Origin of the sequence: Haloferula sp. BvORR071 (genome assembly GCF_000739615.1) — a bacterium.
GTDB lineage: Bacteria > Verrucomicrobiota > Verrucomicrobiia > Verrucomicrobiales > Akkermansiaceae > Haloferula.
In genome coordinates this window covers 142087-158719 of sequence record NZ_BATP01000034.1, presented here as the reverse complement: position 1 = coordinate 158719, position 16633 = coordinate 142087, and the positions used below count along the sequence as shown (strand labels likewise).

8 protein-coding genes are annotated in these 16633 nt (G+C 61.7%); 3 read left to right on the top strand and 5 right to left on the bottom strand.

Features of this window, described 5'->3' with window-relative positions; genetic code table 11:
* Positions 1-47 precede the first annotated feature (47 nt).
* Positions 48-953, top strand: a complete 906-nt coding sequence (locus tag BV071_RS19310; RefSeq protein WP_035610785.1) for an AraC family transcriptional regulator — start codon at positions 48-50, stop codon at positions 951-953.
* Positions 954-964: 11 nt separating this feature from the next.
* Here the strand turns inward: BV071_RS19310 and BV071_RS19305 are convergent, their stop codons facing one another.
* Entirely contained in the window at positions 965-1744 is a 780-nt protein-coding gene (locus tag BV071_RS19305; RefSeq protein ID WP_052573590.1) for an AraC family transcriptional regulator, read from the bottom strand.
* 75 nt (positions 1745-1819) lie between these two features.
* On the opposite strand from BV071_RS19305, the gene BV071_RS19300 reads away from it, so the two are divergent.
* Both BV071_RS19300 and BV071_RS19295 read left to right on the top strand, forming a co-directional pair.
* Positions 1820-4063, top strand: a complete 2244-nt coding sequence (locus tag BV071_RS19300; RefSeq protein ID WP_052573588.1) for a PSD1 and planctomycete cytochrome C domain-containing protein — start codon at positions 1820-1822, stop codon at positions 4061-4063.
* Positions 4064-4068: 5 nt separating this feature from the next.
* Positions 4069-5517, top strand: coding sequence for a DUF1501 domain-containing protein (locus BV071_RS19295; protein ID WP_035610855.1), 1449 nt, complete (start codon positions 4069-4071; stop codon positions 5515-5517).
* A 22-nt stretch (positions 5518-5539) separates the two neighbouring features.
* On the opposite strand, the gene sulP is transcribed toward BV071_RS19295, so the two are convergent.
* The 4 genes from sulP to BV071_RS19275 form a co-directional block, all read right to left on the bottom strand.
* Positions 5540-7240 (bottom strand): sulfate permease, encoded by a 1701-nt coding sequence (gene sulP / locus BV071_RS19290; RefSeq protein WP_035610783.1) that lies wholly within the window; start codon positions 7238-7240, stop codon positions 5540-5542.
* A gap of 365 nt (positions 7241-7605) precedes the next feature.
* Positions 7606-8292 carry a hypothetical protein gene (locus BV071_RS19285; RefSeq protein ID WP_035610780.1) on the bottom strand — a complete coding sequence of 229 codons (687 nt, stop codon included), beginning with the start codon at positions 8290-8292 and terminating at the stop codon, positions 7606-7608.
* Positions 8289-11894, bottom strand: coding sequence for a hypothetical protein (locus tag BV071_RS19280; protein WP_035610778.1), 3606 nt, complete (start codon positions 11892-11894; stop codon positions 8289-8291). Before BV071_RS19280 ends, BV071_RS19285 begins: the two co-directional genes overlap by 4 nt.
* 318 nt (positions 11895-12212) lie before the next feature.
* Positions 12213-16451 carry an autotransporter-associated beta strand repeat-containing protein gene (locus BV071_RS19275; protein WP_265594629.1) on the bottom strand — a complete coding sequence of 1413 codons (4239 nt, stop codon included), beginning with the start codon at positions 16449-16451 and terminating at the stop codon, positions 12213-12215.
* Between the last annotated feature and the right edge of the window lie 182 nt (positions 16452-16633).

The window sequence follows — 16633 nt, the reverse complement described above, 5'->3', positions numbered from 1 at the left end:
CTGCTACGGACTTGCCTCGGGATGCATACGGAGTTAACCACGCGGAAATGCAGGTGGTTCCCTCGATCTCCGGTTACGGCCAGCCCAGCTTCACCGTGCTGCCGCTGACCAAGACGCGGGCCTTCACCGCCACGAGCTATTGCGAACCCACTTATCGCTTCTTGTGGCACTACCATCCGGAGTGGGAAATTGTCTTCACCCGCAATGGTTGCGGCACCCGCCACGTGGGGACATCGGTGGAAAAATTCGGGCCCGGGGATCTCGCGATGCTACCTGGCAATGTGCCGCATACTTGGTTTTCCAGCACGGACCAAGTGGGCGACACGCGCTGCACAGTGATCCACTTTCTGCCGCAAGTGTGGGGGGATACCTTTTGGAAACTGCCGGAGATCAAGGATTTCCATGCCCTGTGCCAAAGTGCGCAGCGCGGGGTCCGCTTCAGCGGCAAAGGCAGCGAAGAAATCGGGCAGCGAATGGAAGCGCTGGCGGCACGCGACTCCGCCTCACTCGAGGGCTTCGCCGAGCTGTGGAGCATCTTCAAGCTGCTCACGCGGCTGGAGGTGCACTCGCTGCACGCGGTCGAGGAAGGCAAAAGCGATTGGCAGAACGCGCGTCTCGACGAGTTGCTAGCCTGGCTGGAGAGCCGCCTGGGCGAGCCGGTCACCCAGCAAGAAGCGGCGGCCCGCGTGAAGATGTCGCCCGCCGCATTCAGCCGCTGGTTCAAGGTGAACATGGGCTGCGTCTTCAACCGCTACCTCAATGAGATCCGCGTCGCCAGGGTATGCTCCGAGATCGCCCACGGCAAACTGTCGATCACGGAGGCCGCATTCCAAGCCGGCTACAACAACCTCTCCAACTTCAACCGGCGCTTCCTGGAGGTGACCGGTCTGACGCCAAAGGCATTCCGGCTCCAGATCCAGCAGCCGGACAGCCGCAAGGCACGGAGCTCCTGAGCCTCCCGTGACTAGCCCTGCGCCGGGCGGCCCGAAGGAGCATTCAAGCTCGCCTGCCGCTCCTTGCGAAAGGCAGTGGGCGTCTTACCCTTGAGCGCCACGAAAGCCTTGGTGAAGTGAGCGTGGTCGTAGTAGCCGCAGCGCTGGGCGATCGCCGCCACGGTATCCTCCGACTCCACGAGAAAGAGGCAGGCGTGCTCGATGCGGACCCGCTGCAGGTATTGGCGGGGACTGCTGCCGAGTGCCTTGCGGAACAGGCGCTCAAACTGGCTGGTCGAGAGTCCGGCCTGCTTGGCTAGATCGGCGGTGTCGAAGCTCTCGGCGTAGTGCTGATGGATCTGGTCGACTGCCGCGGCCAGCTTGCGGATCACTGTCGTCGCGCAGCGGAGGTGCTCGACCCGCCTTGAGAAACCAGCCACACCGATGATGCTGCCATTCCGGTCACGCACCGGGATCTTGTTGGTCACGACCAAGCGCGGGGAGCCTTCCATCTCAGGTGCCGGCTCAATGCGGTTGACGATCGGCTGGCCGCTCGCGATCACGAGACGATCGTCCGCCATGTACTCGGCGGCGCGACTCTCCGGGAAGAAATCGAGGTCGGTGCAGCCGAAGGCGTCTTCCTCCGTTTTGACGCCACAGAATTCGCAGCCCAAGCGGCTCAGCGCCACGAAGCGCCCCGCAGTGTCCTTTATGAAGAAGGAGACGTCCGGCATCAGGTCGTAGAGCGGGTGCAGGACAGCCGCGGCCATCTCCGCCAAGAAGGCTTCGCGCGAGTAGGGCGGCGGATTCATGCGGCCTTTTTACAAGTCTTTGCGCAGCTCTTCCAAGACGATTGGGCATGGATCGGTCAAATTCCGGGCAGAAAAATGAAGTTCAGGATCCTGATCGCTGCGGGCGGCGCCTTGCTGGGAATCGAGGCCACCAAGGCTGAAGCGCCGCAATTCAACCGCGACGTCCGGCCGATCCTTTCCGACAAGTGCTTCTACTGCCACGGCTTCGATCCGAACCATCGCAAGGCCGACTTCCGCCTCGATACCCCTGAAGGCGCACAATGCCTCACCGATAGCAAGAAGGCCGGCATCAAGCCGGGATCGGCCGTGGATAGCGAGGCGTGGCGCCGCATCCTCTCGGACGATCCCGAGGAGGTGATGCCGCCGCCGGAGTCGCACAAGACACTCTCCGCCGCTGAGAAGGAAGTGCTACGGCAATGGATCGACGCGGGCGCGCCTTATGAAAAGCACTGGTCCTTCGTGCCGCCGCAGCGTCCTGCGGTTCCACCGTCAGGGGAAGCGAATCCGATCGATGCTTTCCTGGCTGCGCGCCTGAAGCGAGAGGGTTTGGAAAGGTCACCGGAGGCCGGCAAAGAAACGCTGCTGCGGCGGGTGACGCTCGATCTCACCGGGCTGCCGCCTTCGGTGGAGGAGATGGATGCCTTCATCGCGGACAGGGCAGCGGGGGCTTACGAACGGGTGGTGGATCGCCTGCTGGACTCACCGCGCTATGGCGAGAAGATGGCCTCTCAATGGTTGGACCTCGCGCGCTACGGCGACACCAACGGCTACCTGCATGATATCCTGCGGACCGGCTGGCCGTGGCGAGACTGGGTGATCCGGGCCTTCAACGAGGACATGCCCTTTGACCGCTTCGTGATCGAGCAGATCGCGGGTGACCTGCTGCCGAATGCGACGCCGGAGCAGGTTCTCGCCACTGCCTTCTGCCGCAATCACCTGATCACCGCCGAGGGCGGAACGATCGCGGAAGAGTATCTCAACGAATACGCCGCGGACCGTGTGCAGACCGTCGGCACCGCCTTCATGGGGCTGACGATGAACTGTTGCCGCTGCCATGATCACAAGTTCGACCCACTCAAGCAGGACGACTTCTACAGCCTGAAGGCGTACTTCAACTCGACCACTGAGAAGCACGTCGAGAACAACAGCTCAGCGGCCTACGCGCCCTTTATCGAGATTGCCTCGCCGCTCGTGCCGCAGGGCCCGAAGGCGCAGGTGATGGTGATGCAGGAAGCAGCGGCAGCGGTGCCGGCCTTTGTGCTCACGCGCGGCCAGTATGACCAGCCCGACAAATCGCGCCCGGTGACGCGGCGGCCGCCCGAGGTATTGGGTGCACCTTTGCCGGATGCTCCGGCAAACCGGCTGGGCTTGGCCCAATGGCTGGTATCAGAGCGGAATCCCCTGCTCGCACGGGTAACAGTGAACCGGCTGTGGCAGCAGTTCTTCTCCACCGGCATCGTGAAGAGCGCGGACGACTTCGGGCTGCAGGGCGAATATCCGGTGCATCCGGAATTGTTAGACTGGCTGGCGATCGAATTCCGTGAGGGCAGCGGCGATGCGAAGCCATGGAGCACGCGCCACCTGGTGCGCCAGATCGTGACCAGCGCCAGCTACCGGCAATCATCGCGGCTGCGTCCCGAGGTCACGGCGAAGGATCCGGACAATCGGCTGCTGGCGTTCTTTCCACGGCGCCGTCTGGCGGCTGAAGAAGTGCGTGACCAAGCGCTCTTCGCCGCGGGGCTGATGTCCGGTGAACTCGGAGGAGCACCGGTCTTCCCCTATCAGCCACCGGGCTTGTGGGAGGAACGCTCGAATGGTGGCAGTAATACGAAGGTCTATGTGCAGAGCAAGGGCCAGGCTCTGTATCGCCGCAGCCTCTATACCTTCTGGAAGCGGACCTCGCCGCCGCCTTTCATGACGATCTTCGATGCGCCGGAGCGGACGTCCTGCTCGGTTCGCCGGCAGGCGACGAACACACCGCTCCAGGCGCTCGCCGCCTTCAATGACGAGCAGATTCTCGAGTGTTCGAGGCAGCTCGCGGCGACGATCCTCAGCGATCCCCGGCCAAGCCCGGAGCGCCTTGCCTTGCTCTACCGGCGGGTGACCGGGCGCAGTGGCGCGGCTCAAGACCTGAAGACTCTGGAGGAGGGATTGAACTTATTGGTGGAACGTTTCCGCAGTACTCCGGCCGATGCCGCGGAGCTGCTGAAGCAAGGGGCGGCCCCTGTGGATCCCGCGCTCAATCCTTCCGAACTCGCGGCCTGGATGCTGGTCGCGAGCACCGTCTTCAATCTCGATCAAACCCTCGTCCGAGACTAATGCCGATGAATCACAGCAGCGATCATCCCCTCTTCCACGTCAATCGCCGGCAATTGCTGAAAGGCATCGGAGCGGGCGGGCTGTCCTTGCTTGGCAGCACCGCTTTGTCGCAGTTGCTGGCGGCGGAAACGAATCCCGCAGCGGCTTTTCCGAACTTCGCAGCGAAGGCGAAGCGCGTGATCTACCTTTTCCAGGAAGGCGCGCCGTCGCAGCTCGATACCTTCGACTACAAGCCCGGCTTGAAGGACTTCTTCGACAAGGATCTACCAGAGTCGGTCCGGGGCCAGCAACGCTTGACGGGCATGACCTCCGGCCAGACGCGGCTGCCGGTCGCGCCATCGATCTTCAAGTTCGAGCAGCATGCCAACCGCCAAGATGGCCTGTGGGTCTCTGAGCTGATGCAGCATACCGGACAGATGGCGGGTGAGATCTGCATGGTGAAGTCGATGACCACGGAGCAGATCAATCATGGCCCCGGCATCACCTTCATGCAAACGGGCAACCAGATCCCGGGTCGTCCGTCGATGGGAGCGTGGATGTCCTACGGTCTCGGCAGTGAGAACCAGAACCTGCCGACCTTCGTGGTGATGATCAGCCAAGGGCGGGGCCAAATGCAGGCGCTGTTCTCGCACCTGTGGGGTGCGGGCTTCCTGCCGGGCGAGCATCAAGGGGTGCAGTTCCGGGCGGCGGCGGATCCGGTGCTCTTTCTCAACGATCCCAAGGGGATGCTGCGCAGCGATCGCCGCAAGATGCTGGACATGCTCGGTGAGATGAATCGCCGGGAAGCGGAGCGTAGTGCGGATCCGCAGGTGCTGGCACGGATAGCGCAGTATGAGATGGCCTATCGGATGCAGGCCAGCGTGCCGGAGTTGACGGATCTGCGCGGTGAGCGGGAGTCCACGCTGGCGCTGTATGGTCCGGATGTGAAGAAGCCGGGGACTTACGCATACAATTGCTTGATGGCGCGGCGGATGGCGGAGCGCGGGGTGCGATTCATCCAGCTCTATCATCGTGGCTGGGACCACCATGGGAGTGTGGTGAAGGACTTGCCGCTACAGTGTCAGGATGTGGACCAGGCGCAGGCGGGATTACTGCAGGATCTGCGGCAGCGCGGGCTGTTAGACGATACGCTGGTGGTGTGGGGCGGCGAATTCGGACGGACGGTGTATTGCCAGGGCAATCTCACGCCGACGCAGTACGGGCGGGATCATCATCCGAGATGTTTCTCGATGTGGCTGGCTGGCGGGGGGATCCAGAAGGGGATCAGCTATGGGGCGACGGATGACTTCTCCTACAACGTCATCGCGGATCCCACGACGGTGCATGATTTGCATGCGACCATGCTGCATTGCATGGGGATCGATCACACGCGGCTTACTTTCAAGAGCCAGGGTCTGGATCAGAAGCTCACCGGAGTGGAGCCGGCGAAGGTGATCAAGGAGATCCTGGCATGAACACGGAAGTGACCAAGGGTCATCAGGGTTTCCAGTCGACGGAGTGATCCACAAGGTAGGCGTCCACGGCGCTGCCGATGGTGGCATAGAAGTCGGCCGCGCCGATGAGCTCAAAGAGCCCGAAGCGCTTCAGCTGATCCTTGACCACGTCCTTCATTTCCGCAAAGCGCAGTTCGATGCCGGATTCCGTCAGCGCGTGATCGAGCTCGGCTAGCATGTCGGCCGAGGTCACGTCGATGTCGGTGACGGGTTCGGCTGTGATGACGATGCGGTGCACGGGGGTCGGCGATCCCTTGATCGCGCTGAGCACGCACTGGTGGAAGAATTCGGCGTTGGCAAAGAACATCGGTGCCCCCCAACGGAACAGCACCAGGCCGGGAACCAGCCGCGCATCCGGATAGCGCTTGATATCGTGGTAGCCGCGGATCCCCGCGACCCGGCCGAGCACGGCGTAGTTCGGTCGCCAAGCGTCCCACAGGAATTCAAGGAAGGCGATGGCGATCGCGATGCCGATGCCGGGAATCACCCCGAAAAGGACGACACCGATGAAGCAGGCAATGGAGAGCCAGAACTCCCATTGCTGGATGCGGAAGATCCGGCGCAGGTCCGCGATTTCGAACAAGCCGATGGCCGCGGAGATGACGATGGCCGCGAGCGCGCTGCTGGGCAGATTCTTCAGCAGGTTGGGCGCGACCAGCAGGAGGAGCGCGACCGCGAGAGCGCCCGCGACTCCGGCGAGCTGGGTCTTCGCGCCGGCAGCTTCAGCCACCGGAGTGCGCGAGGAACTGCTGCTGATCGGGAAGCCTTGAAAGAACCCGCCGGCTAAGTTCGCCGCGCCGAGGCCGATCATCTCCTGGTTGGGATCCACCGGTGTCTTGTTTTTGGCGGCATAAGTCCGCGACAGGACACTGGTGTCGGCGAATGAGACCATGGCGACGGCACAGCCGCCGATCACGATGTTTGAAAGGTCGGAATAGCTGAATCTCGGCAAGGTAAAGGACGGCAAGCCTTGCGGCAGTGGACCGAGAACTTTCACCCCGGCGGTGGCATCAAGGTTCAGCACCCCGACGATCACCGTCGCGGCGACCACCGTGAGCAGGAGGCCGGGGATGCGCTTGTAAGGCTTGAGCAAGAAAATCGCGGCCAAGGTCCCGGCGCCGATGGCGAACGCCATCCAGTTCGCCTGTCCGCTGACGATGCCCTTGCCGATTTTCACGATGCCATCCAATGGGCCCGAGCTGCTGACCGAGAAGCCGAAGAGTTTCGGCGTCTGGCTGATCAGGATGGTGAAGGCGATGCCGTTCATGTAGCCATAGCGGATCGGCTTCGAGAGCAGCTCAGTCACGAAACCCAGGCGCAAAAGGCCGATGAGGATACACACGAGGCCCGAGGTCACGGCCATCATGCTGGCGATGGAGATCGCACGCCCGGGGTCGCCGGCTGCCAAAGGCGCCACCACGGCGAGAATCAGGGCCGCGAGCGATGAATCCGGCCCTAGTACCAGGATGCGGCTGGGACCGAAGAGCGCGTAGGCGAGCAAGGGTATGATCGTGGCATATAACCCATAGATACCGGGAACGCCCGAAGCCTGCGCATAGGCAATCCCCACCGGCACGAGCATCGTCGTCAGCACCAACCCGGCCATCAGGTCGTGCGGCAACCACGCCATCTGATATTCCTTCAGGGTCTGGAGTCCCGGCAACCAACGCTTCAAGTAGTTCATGGCGAATGAGCTCCTTTCGCTTGCAAGGTGATGCGTTCTCGCCCAGCCCATAACGCGTAGGCTCACACGGCGTCATGTAGGGCAACGCACCCTAACTTATGAGCCTGTCTGCGGCGGGATGGAAGCTCGAATTCAATTTGCCGGGGGAACGTCGGTGGGTGCGGCCTCCGGGGTGAACTAGTTCGGAAACCCGAGGGATTTCCTCATCTTTCCCACATGATACGAAATCCTGGAGACAAGGTGACCTTACCCGAGGAGAAGAGAACCACGGATTAACACCGATGGACACGGATGAAAGGCAGGGAAGACCGCCGCAACTGAGTCTTCATCCGTGGTTGAGCTCCGGTCGATCCCCTTGAATGCGCTCAAGGTGCCGCCTTCTCCACGAAGTCGGCGATACCGCGGAAGTCGGGAGCGCCGGTCTTGGGATCGCGGACGACGAGAATGAAATTGCGCACGCCCTCCTGGACGATCAGCCGGCTGGAGTAGAACGGCGTCTGGCTCCACTTGCCGTCCTTGCCCTGCTGATATCCGGCCATGGAGCGGGTGCCCTCGGTCTTCTTGGAATGATAGATCGCCGACTTGCCCATGGGCACCTGAAGTTTTTCCCCGGCGATCACAAAGGCGACATTCGATCCGCTGTAGTTGACGAAAGCTTGGTCGCCGGAACCAAAGCCTCCCTCGGGCATCGGCACGGGATCTACCTTGTAGGCCGCCTGCCCTTCCTTGGGATCCGGGAAGAAGACCAGGATGAAATCCTTGCCACTCGCGGGGAGCTCCACTTTTGCGAGAGGCGCAGGCGTGGTGCCAGCAGCCTGGAAGACAAGTGCGCGTGAACCAACCGACAGGGGCGGCGAGAGCTGTTCGGTCGGCAAGGCCAGCGGCTTGTCGTGAAGCGGTTTGCCATCGGCACCGGCGACCATCACCTCGCGGGCGTCTCCCACCCGGCTGAAGGCCAGGAGGCGGATGGTGGCACTTTCGGATTGGGCATGTAGGGAAGTGCTGGCGCAGGCCAGAACACCCAGCACTCGGAACAGGGAAAGGAACTTCATGAGACGGATTTCAGTTCTTGGGGATTGAGCCAGCGGAACGAGACGATTTCGAAGCGGCGTCCGAAGCGCGCATTGAGAGGTTTGAGAGATGTGGCTGCGACAGACGCGGCATCCGCCGGATCAATGTAATCGGCGCCACGCTGGATTACGGCCTCGCACCAGACTCGGACCTGGACCTTGCCGTCGGGATCCTTGGCCTCACCCATGGCTCGGACGGTGAAGGTGTCCGAGCGCGGGGTGATTGAGGTGCCGAGCGAGGCCAGCAGATCGGCCTGGGTGACATAGCCGGTGATACCCTGCTTGCGCGGACCCGCGGCGGCAGCAGCAAACTTGTATTGCGGCCTGCCCTTGGACGTCGACTCCGAGCCCGTGATCGCTTCATCGCGCAGCGGCTCGTTGATGCTCACGTTCGAATCGTCGAGCGCCGCTTGGAGCGCCCCGGAAAGCGCCAGATTGTTGTCGCGGCTGAGCCTGCGATTGACGAATTCACTGAGCGAAAGGAAGGGCCCGCGTTGCTTGACCTGCTTGACGATGGCGGCGGCCAGTTCGCGGATCTGCTTGGCCGTCACCTCACGCGCACCATTCCAGTAGCGGTCGTCCTCGTCCTTGCCACCGCTGCGGTCTGCGGGAGGGGCATTCACCAGCGAGTTGCGGGAGATCAGGAATTTTCCTTTCTCCGGCCCGAGCACCGAAACCTGTTCCTTGCCAGTGACGGACTCCATCATCAGCACCGGGCGCGACAGGAGATTGGAGAGGAAGTGAGCCCATGCCTCCTCGGAGACGGAGTTGATGTTGAAGCCGCCTTCGACACGCAGGTATCCGGCAATCTTCTCAAAGGCATCACGAGTCGGATTGCCGCTGCCATCGAAAAGCGAGCCGAGCAATTCATCCAGATTGCCATGGAAGGAAGGCTGGATGGCATCGTTCGGCAAGGGTGTGGTGCGATCAAAGAAATCCTCCGCCACCTGTCGGGACTTGCGCTTGTCGCCGTCCTGCGTGAGCAGCAGACCGTCCTGCGCTGCGAGTGAGGAACAGAACCAACTGTCCCACAGCACCGAATTCGCCACATAGGAGCGGTCCACCCGCAGGTGATTTGCCTGCGCGTTGAACTGGGACTTCCAGCCCGCCTGGTTCAGCTTGTCGGACGGGATGCCGGGACTGGCATAGGAATTGCCAATCGCGTGGTTCTGCGGAAATTGAGTCACCTTGCCCTCGTGGAACCAATAGTCGCCGGTGTACCACTGCGGATAGTTGAAGGACTTGAGCCCGGGATCGTAGGTCGGCCGGTAGTCGAACAGGGGCAGATGCTGGAGCTCGGCCAAGGAGGTCAGCGGTGACAGCGGGATCTCTTGGTCGACGACATTGAGCTGGCCGCGGGGGGAATAGCTCTCACCAAAGTAGACCCGGTCATCGCGGTCGGGCGGAAGCTGGAAGGTCTTGGTGACGTCGACCCAAGAACTTAACGACTTGAAGCGGAAGGAATAGGGACTCTCAAACCAAGGAGTCACCACGTCGGTATTGCCGAGCGCCTTGCTGGTGAGCGCATGGATCGGATTGCCGGGCATCGAGAAGGAACCATTCTTCGAAGGGAACAGATCTTCGTCGGCAGGCTTGCGATAAATCTCGTAGAGGAGCAAGGGAGTCGGCCGGTTTTCGAGTTGGCTGAAGGTCCGCACTGGAATCTCACCTTCGGGAATCAAGCTAACTTGAGGCGAGCCGGTGGCGCTTTCGACCTGGAACCTCACCGAGGTGGTCACGCCGAATTTTTGCAGGCTGTCCATGCTGTCTGTGCCGGTGCCGTTGTTGCCCCACCAGTCACTGTGGGTGCCGTCGACGCCGAAGGATCCGCCGTTGCCGGCAGGATCCGCGACCGAAGGATTGACCGCGATGCTGACGGTTTCGCCCGCCGCACCGGCAAATTCGTCGGCCGCGACCGAGCTGAAATTGGCGACCGACTGATTGCCGCGGAGGTTCTTGAAAATCCCGCCGAAGTTCGAGTCACCCAAGTCGAACTTCTTGGCTTGGGCCCACATGTAGTACTCCCAGACGAACTTGCTATTGCGATGCTCCTGCGGGTGGGTCTGCCAGCGCACCGGCTGTGGATAGAGGACTTTGGTCGCGCCGGCAGGGATCAACAGATTGGTCAACTTCTCGCCACCCATCTCCGGGCCGAAGGCAAAGCGGGTGCCCGATTGCTTGCGGGTGAGGTCTAGGGTGATGGCATCCGGCTTGCCCTTGTTGATCTCGAAGGTGAGCGGGCAGATACCTGCCACGCAGTATTCCGGCACCTCGAGGTCGACGTTGTAGGGATTCCACAGCACCGCCATCGGGTAGAGGAAAAGGCGCAAAGCGAAGGGCTTGGAGGGATCTGCCGGGGCGGTCAGCTTCTCAGTCGCATAGCTGACCACGTAGCAAAATTTCAGCAGCACCGGTTGGATTCGAAAACGATCCTCTCCGATGATCGGATTCCACTCCTTCTCATTGGCATTGCCGGTCTGCTTATGGGACCGAATCTTCGGACGCTTCGTCGCCGGATCGATGGTCACCATGCTGCCAGCGCGGGCAAGGCTCTCGTAGTTTCGGAGCTGGTCCCACGAGCAGATGCGATAGTCCATCGTGGCGTTGCGCATCTTGCCAATGGTGCCGGCGGAAGCACGGGTGGAAGGCGACTGGGCTGCCAGCCAGTCGAGGTAGACGTTCATGCATTTGCGCAGGCCACCGGTAGTGACATCCACCGGCACGATCTCGCTGCGGGTCGTGAGGTCGTGGATCAGTTCTTCCGAAACGCTTTCGCCAGAATTGGCGGAGGTCACCGCCGCATCGGTGGTGGGCAAGTCGACCAGTCGGCCATCGAGACCTTGGTCGCGGGAGGGAATCCGCGGATCGAGTTCGGCATGGCCATTGCCATTGCCGCGCCGGCTACTGACGAGAGTATCGAACTTCGACGAGGACTTCGTTGCCTCTCCAGGTCGCAGGACTGCCTTGGTTCCGTCATCGGAAGTCCACCAGGCAAAGCCCGCGTGATCTCCGGGCAGCAGCGGCACCGCCACTTCACGGTGATCGCGCTTTCCGCTGCCTACGGCGATCCGGCTCTCGTCACCGGCAGACACTCCGCTCTTCGCGAAGTCCAGCGTGCGGATCTTGGCGGGATCACCCGACACCAGCCAACTCCGGAAGGTCTGCTGCTTGTCGTAGGAAGGTTTGTCGAGGGTCCACTTGTTGAAAGGGGATTCGGTGGCGTCCCAAACCCCGGTAAAGTGAGGTTGGTTCACGCCGTCGGGCTCCGGGGAGTCGGGACTGCTATCAAGAATGCCAGCAGGCGCGCTGATCCGCCGGTCAGGCCCCATTTCCTTCTGGAGCTGGTTGATGGCCAGCATCAGCGAAAGCCGGGCATTCGCGCGGGCCTCGGCCAGCATCGTGCCATGAGTTGCAGTCCGGAGCGATACACTGCTCAACTGAAGCAGGCCCACGGTCAGCACCATCAATAGCACCATCAGGACCATCACCACGATCAGCGCGAAGCCGCGATCATGAGCATGGCGGCAGTGCGGAAACTTTCCCTGGCGGCAGCCGAGCGCGGTCCTTTGGAATCCGGGCGTCATGTGAGCATAGTGCCTATCCTCCCCTGCTACGACCTCCTTTCTGTTGCGGAACTTTGCATACTCATTTTCCCATCAACCGAAGGATCATGACGCGCTCCTACTTCACACCTAGTACTTCAGCTTCATTGTCGAAGAGATTGCCGGCGGCGATCGCGGATTGCACATCGGCACGAAGCCCGGTGAGCAGGGACACAGCAAGGGATGCGACGTTCATTTCAAGAACGTAAGAGGGAGGCCCGCCTTTCGACGTGCCTCCCTCTTTTTTTTTGCCACCAGAACCCGGGCGGGACCTCGACGAACCACGCGGGCCGGGGAAATTCAGGGATTCACCTTGAGCCGCGCGAAGAGCTTTACATTCGTCTGCTTGGGAATCGTGACCGTGACGGTGTCGGGATTCGCTCCGTTCTCCGTCACCACGATGCTGCAGTTGCTGCCCGAGACTGCGGTGGTCCAGACATCGGCAAGATCCGCGTCGAACTCGACACTTGGATTCAAGTATTCCGCATCGTCGCGGCGGGTGTAGGTGAATACGAGATTTGTCCCGGAAGCGCTGACCGTCGGCAGATTGGTGATGGCTGGATTGACGGGATTGCCGTCGAGGATGAACTCGAGGACATTCGGCAAGCCGTCATGATCGGGATCGCCGAGCGCAGCACGATCCGCGGGATTGGCGATGAGCGCAGCGGCCCAGACGTTGAAGGGCGTGGCAGTGCCGGGGGTGTAAACCAGCTCAAGCTTGTTGCCATTTTGCTGGATGCCCCAGCTGCCGTAGGAGCCGGTGGCCGCGACAAAGGCGGAGGCATCGATCCGGAAGGCAGAGGCATCAAAGCCCTGGCCCGGCTCGGTCCCTTGGACCAAGGTAAAGGTCTTTGCCGTTTCGGTGAACCCGGTCAGGCCTTCGGGGCTGATCGTGATGACCGCAGGAGAGACGCTATCGGAGAAGACGCCGAATCCCTGGCAGTGGATCGAATCCGCCGTGGGTGATGCCCATGAACTGCCAACTTGCCAGGTGATGTGGGAGTCGAAGCTGAGGTCGCAGTAGCCGGTGCAGGTCAGCGTGCCGATGGTATCGCCGGGTGACAGAGTGCCGCTAACGCTGAGGCCACCTGCAATCGTCCCGCTGCCAGCCAAGGTTTGAGCAATAGGTACGGTGTAGGTTCCGGTGCCATCCACATCCACCTTCAAGGAGCCGCCTGCGGATACATTGAGCGCCGGGGATCCGGACATGGTAGTCGAACCGAGCAGTTGGAGCGTGGCACCATTTCCCACGGTGACCGCCGAGCTCTTGAAGCTGCTGGCGCTATCCAGCACCAGCAGACTGGTGCCACCGATCTGAGTGGTGCCGGAGTAGGAGATGCCTGGACCTTGAAGAATCTGTGTGCCGGCCCCTGTCTTGACCAAGTTGAGCTTGTTAGTGCCCGAGGGATTATTCTGGTCGCGCAGTTGTCCGAAGTAGGTGTGATCGCCGCTGCCATTCAGGATCAGGGTGCCATCAGCCATTCCGTTGGCATCATTTCCGCCATCGTAACCAGCGTTCTCAATGATGCAGAAGGTATTGTTCGTGCCTTGGCCGCTTTCCAGCGACTCGATGCCGGCCAAGGTCTCGGTGTGGCCGTTGAGGCGGACGTCGTAGGCATTGTCGGTATTCTCGAAACGCAGCACCGCACTGTCGGCGATCTGCTCGTCGGTCATGATGGTGAGGCCGTGGAAGGCCCAGTTGCCAGCCTTGACGACGACGTTCCCGCCCATGCCTCCGTTTGCGGTAGGACTGTTCAGGAAGATCCGGCGGCCATAGATCTGAGTGTCGCCGGAGAAGGTATTGGTGCCGGTCAGCGTCAAGCCGGTGGTCGCGCTGGCCCCGGTGCCATCGAGTCGCAGCACGCCCGTGCTGCCGGTGATATTGCCGGTGCAAGTGACCGCATTGCCACCGTAGTTCAGGTTCAAGGTTCCTCCGGCAATCGTGAACGGCATATCCACCGTGCCTGAGGCCAAGCTGAGAGCGAGTGTGCCTACGCCGGCCTTGGTAAGCGTCCCACTGCCGGAGAGGCTACCCGCGTGAGTGAGCACGGCGGCGGGATCAGTCACGGCGATGGTCCCGCCGGGGGCATTGACTGTGGTGGCGCGGCTCCAGGTGGCGCTCGCGCCAGTGTATTCCAGCGTGCCACCATTCAGGGTACGGTTGCCGGTGCCCAGCGCCGTTTCGTTGGCGATCGAAACGGTGCCACCGCTGAGGGTCGATCCACCGGGGAAGCTGAAGCTACCGGAGATGGTGAGCTTGCCGCTGCCGGTCTTGACCAGGCTGCCGGTGAGGATGTCCTTTCCGTTTGCCTGGGTGAGCGTGTAGTCCTTGCTGCTGTTGTTGAAGGTGATGATGCCCGGGCTGATGTCGGTGAGGCCCACCGTGATGGCGGTATTCCCTGCTCCAACGCCGTCGTCGAACAGGGTATTGTCGAGGGCGAGGAAATCCGTGCCGCTGCTGTCGGAAGAGAGCTTCCAGTTGCCGCTGCCACCATTGGAGCTCCAGTTGCCACTGCCGCCGCCGGTCCAGATCGGATAGTTCGAGCTGTTGATGGCCACGTCGATGAAGTTGCCATTCTGCTGCAGGCTCATCGCGCGCACCGGCGAGGCGAACTTGAAGTTGCCGATGCTGCCGCCGTACGAACCGAACTGGACCAAGTGATACGTTCCATTTGCGGGTACACCGCCGGTTAGACTCACGGAGATGGAGCTTGCTCCTCCCGAGGTGGTCAAGGCACCGCTCACAACCAGCGGCGTGACGCTGGAAGAAAGCGCACCGGCGATGGTGCCGGCTCCGTTGAAGGTGAGGCTTCCTGCCGTCAGGGTGCCGGTGCCGTTGTAGCCGCCTTGGACAATGCCGCCCGCTGAAGCGGTAACCGCTCCTGCAGCAGCGGTGCCGGCGAAAGATGCCCCACCGGCCACGCTGACCACGGGCGCGGTCGTGAAGCCAGTCGAGTTCAGGACCAGCTTGCCTTCGGTCACGGTCAAGGCGCCAGAAGCGGTGCCAACAAACGAACTGCTCGCGGCAGGGCTGAGAACCACGGCGCCCGGGCCGACCTTCTCGATCTTCGCGGTGGTGGATCCGCCCGTGATCTGTTTAGCGAAGGTCCAGGTGTCTCCCGCGACCGCAGCGTTCAACTGCAAGGTCGGCGTATTCGCCGTGTCCGTGCTCACCGCGACATTGCTGTTGCTCCAGGTGGCGGCGTTGGCCCGCTTCAGCCGGAGCGTGCCATTCGTCAATGTGGTAGTGCCGGAGTAGGTGCTGGCACCATTCAGTTCCTGGGTGCCGGTGCCCACCTTGGCGATCCCGAAGCCACCACCGATATTGCCATTGTGCACCCCGTTGCGGTTGTTATTCCCGATCGTCAGGCCGATGCTATTGAGCGCATTCTGGTTGTTGAGGGTGATATTGCCCGGTCCATTGAGGGCCCCGATCGTCTCACCGCCCCAAACGAGAGTCCAAGTGGTTGAGGCGACCCCATCGCCAACCGTGATATCGTTTTTAACGAAGCCAAGGTTCTGGTTGACCGCGGTTTGGGCGAGATAGGTCCGGTTCTGGGTCGCGACCGTACCTTTGATCAATACGTCGCCGGTGAAATCACTCGCGTCCGAGGTGTTGCTCAATTGGCTGGTCCGGAGAGACTTTGAAGTGCCGTCGAGTATCAATGCGGTGGTTCCGGCGGGAATGCCGCTTCCTTGAATGCGCCAGTTGACGTCCTGCGCCGTGCTGTGGCTCGTGCCTGTTTGAGTGGCCTTGAGCGTCACCGGCACGCTGCCTGCAAGACTGAGAGTAGTGGCCAAGCCCGCGGCATTGGCTCCCAGGGAGGAGCCTCCATTGATGGTGATGGTCTGGGCGCTACCGAAGTTTGAACTCGAGATCGAGGGCAGATTCAGGGTGCCGGCGATGCCGCTATCCACCTTGAACTCCGCGGGGTTTGCACCGCTGTTGGCATCACCAAGCGTCACGGCATTGGTTACAGCACCCATGGCCAGCGCGTGGTTCAGGGCAAGTGTTCCCTGGCTCACGGTCACTGCCGCGGCGAAAGTATTGCCGTTCGATGACAAGGTGGCAGTACCGAGACCGGTCTTCGTCAGGGTGAGCGGCGTGCCCGTAAGAGCGCCTGACGTGGTCAAGCTGGTCCCGCCAGCCACGTTCCAAGTTTGCGCCGCATTGAGAACAATCGGTTGCGCGAGCACGAGATTCTGGGTCGCCACGCTCATGTCGATGCCGAGGCTCCCCAGGGTGTTGCCGGCATTGATCGTGACCGGACCCCCTGGGTTGGAGACGCGGATACCGGCCCAAGAAAGATCGCCGCCGAGCAAGGTTGTGTTTTCAGCCGTTACAGCCGCATCCCAAGACGCGACATCGCTGCTGCCGGGAGTCACTCCTCCCAACCAGCTCGAGCCGAGGTTCAGGTTGTCAGCATTGTCGAGCTTGGCGATGACAGTCTCAGCGGCATGAGCTGCAACCGCGAGGCCAAGGCTGGTGGCAAGAAGTGCCGTGCGGGAAATGGCGAGTGTAGGAAAGGAGGTTCTCATGGAGGTTTTTCTGGCGATACTTTCCCGGTAGAGCATCGAAGCGCGCATTCGTCGCGAGGTCGCCGCGTTCTCCATCGGTCCCTGCTAACATGCCGATTCCGGCGCTAGAAACCTCGCGTCTCTTGCAGAAAAACCGATACGCAATTGACCAGTGGAGCCAGCAGGACGAGTTCCCTGCGGGG

Bases quoted from the DNA above. Each gene is read 5' to 3' on its own strand.
- BV071_RS19295 (WP_035610855.1), top strand. From the start codon at position 4,069: ATGAATCACAGCAGCGATCATCCCCTCTTCCACGTCAATCGCCGGCAA.
- BV071_RS19305 (WP_052573590.1), bottom strand. From the start codon at position 1,744: ATGAATCCGCCGCCCTACTCGCGCGAAGCCTTCTTGGCGGAGATGGCC.
- BV071_RS19285 (WP_035610780.1), bottom strand. From the start codon at position 8,292: ATGAAGTTCCTTTCCCTGTTCCGAGTGCTGGGTGTTCTGGCCTGCGCC.
- BV071_RS19310 (WP_035610785.1), top strand. From the start codon at position 48: ATGCAGGTGGTTCCCTCGATCTCCGGTTACGGCCAGCCCAGCTTCACC.
- BV071_RS19300 (WP_052573588.1), top strand. From the start codon at position 1,820: ATGAAGTTCAGGATCCTGATCGCTGCGGGCGGCGCCTTGCTGGGAATC.
- sulP (WP_035610783.1), bottom strand. From the start codon at position 7,240: ATGAACTACTTGAAGCGTTGGTTGCCGGGACTCCAGACCCTGAAGGAA.
- BV071_RS19280 (WP_035610778.1), bottom strand. From the start codon at position 11,894: ATGACGCCCGGATTCCAAAGGACCGCGCTCGGCTGCCGCCAGGGAAAG.
- BV071_RS19275 (WP_265594629.1), bottom strand. From the start codon at position 16,451: ATGAGAACCTCCTTTCCTACACTCGCCATTTCCCGCACGGCACTTCTT.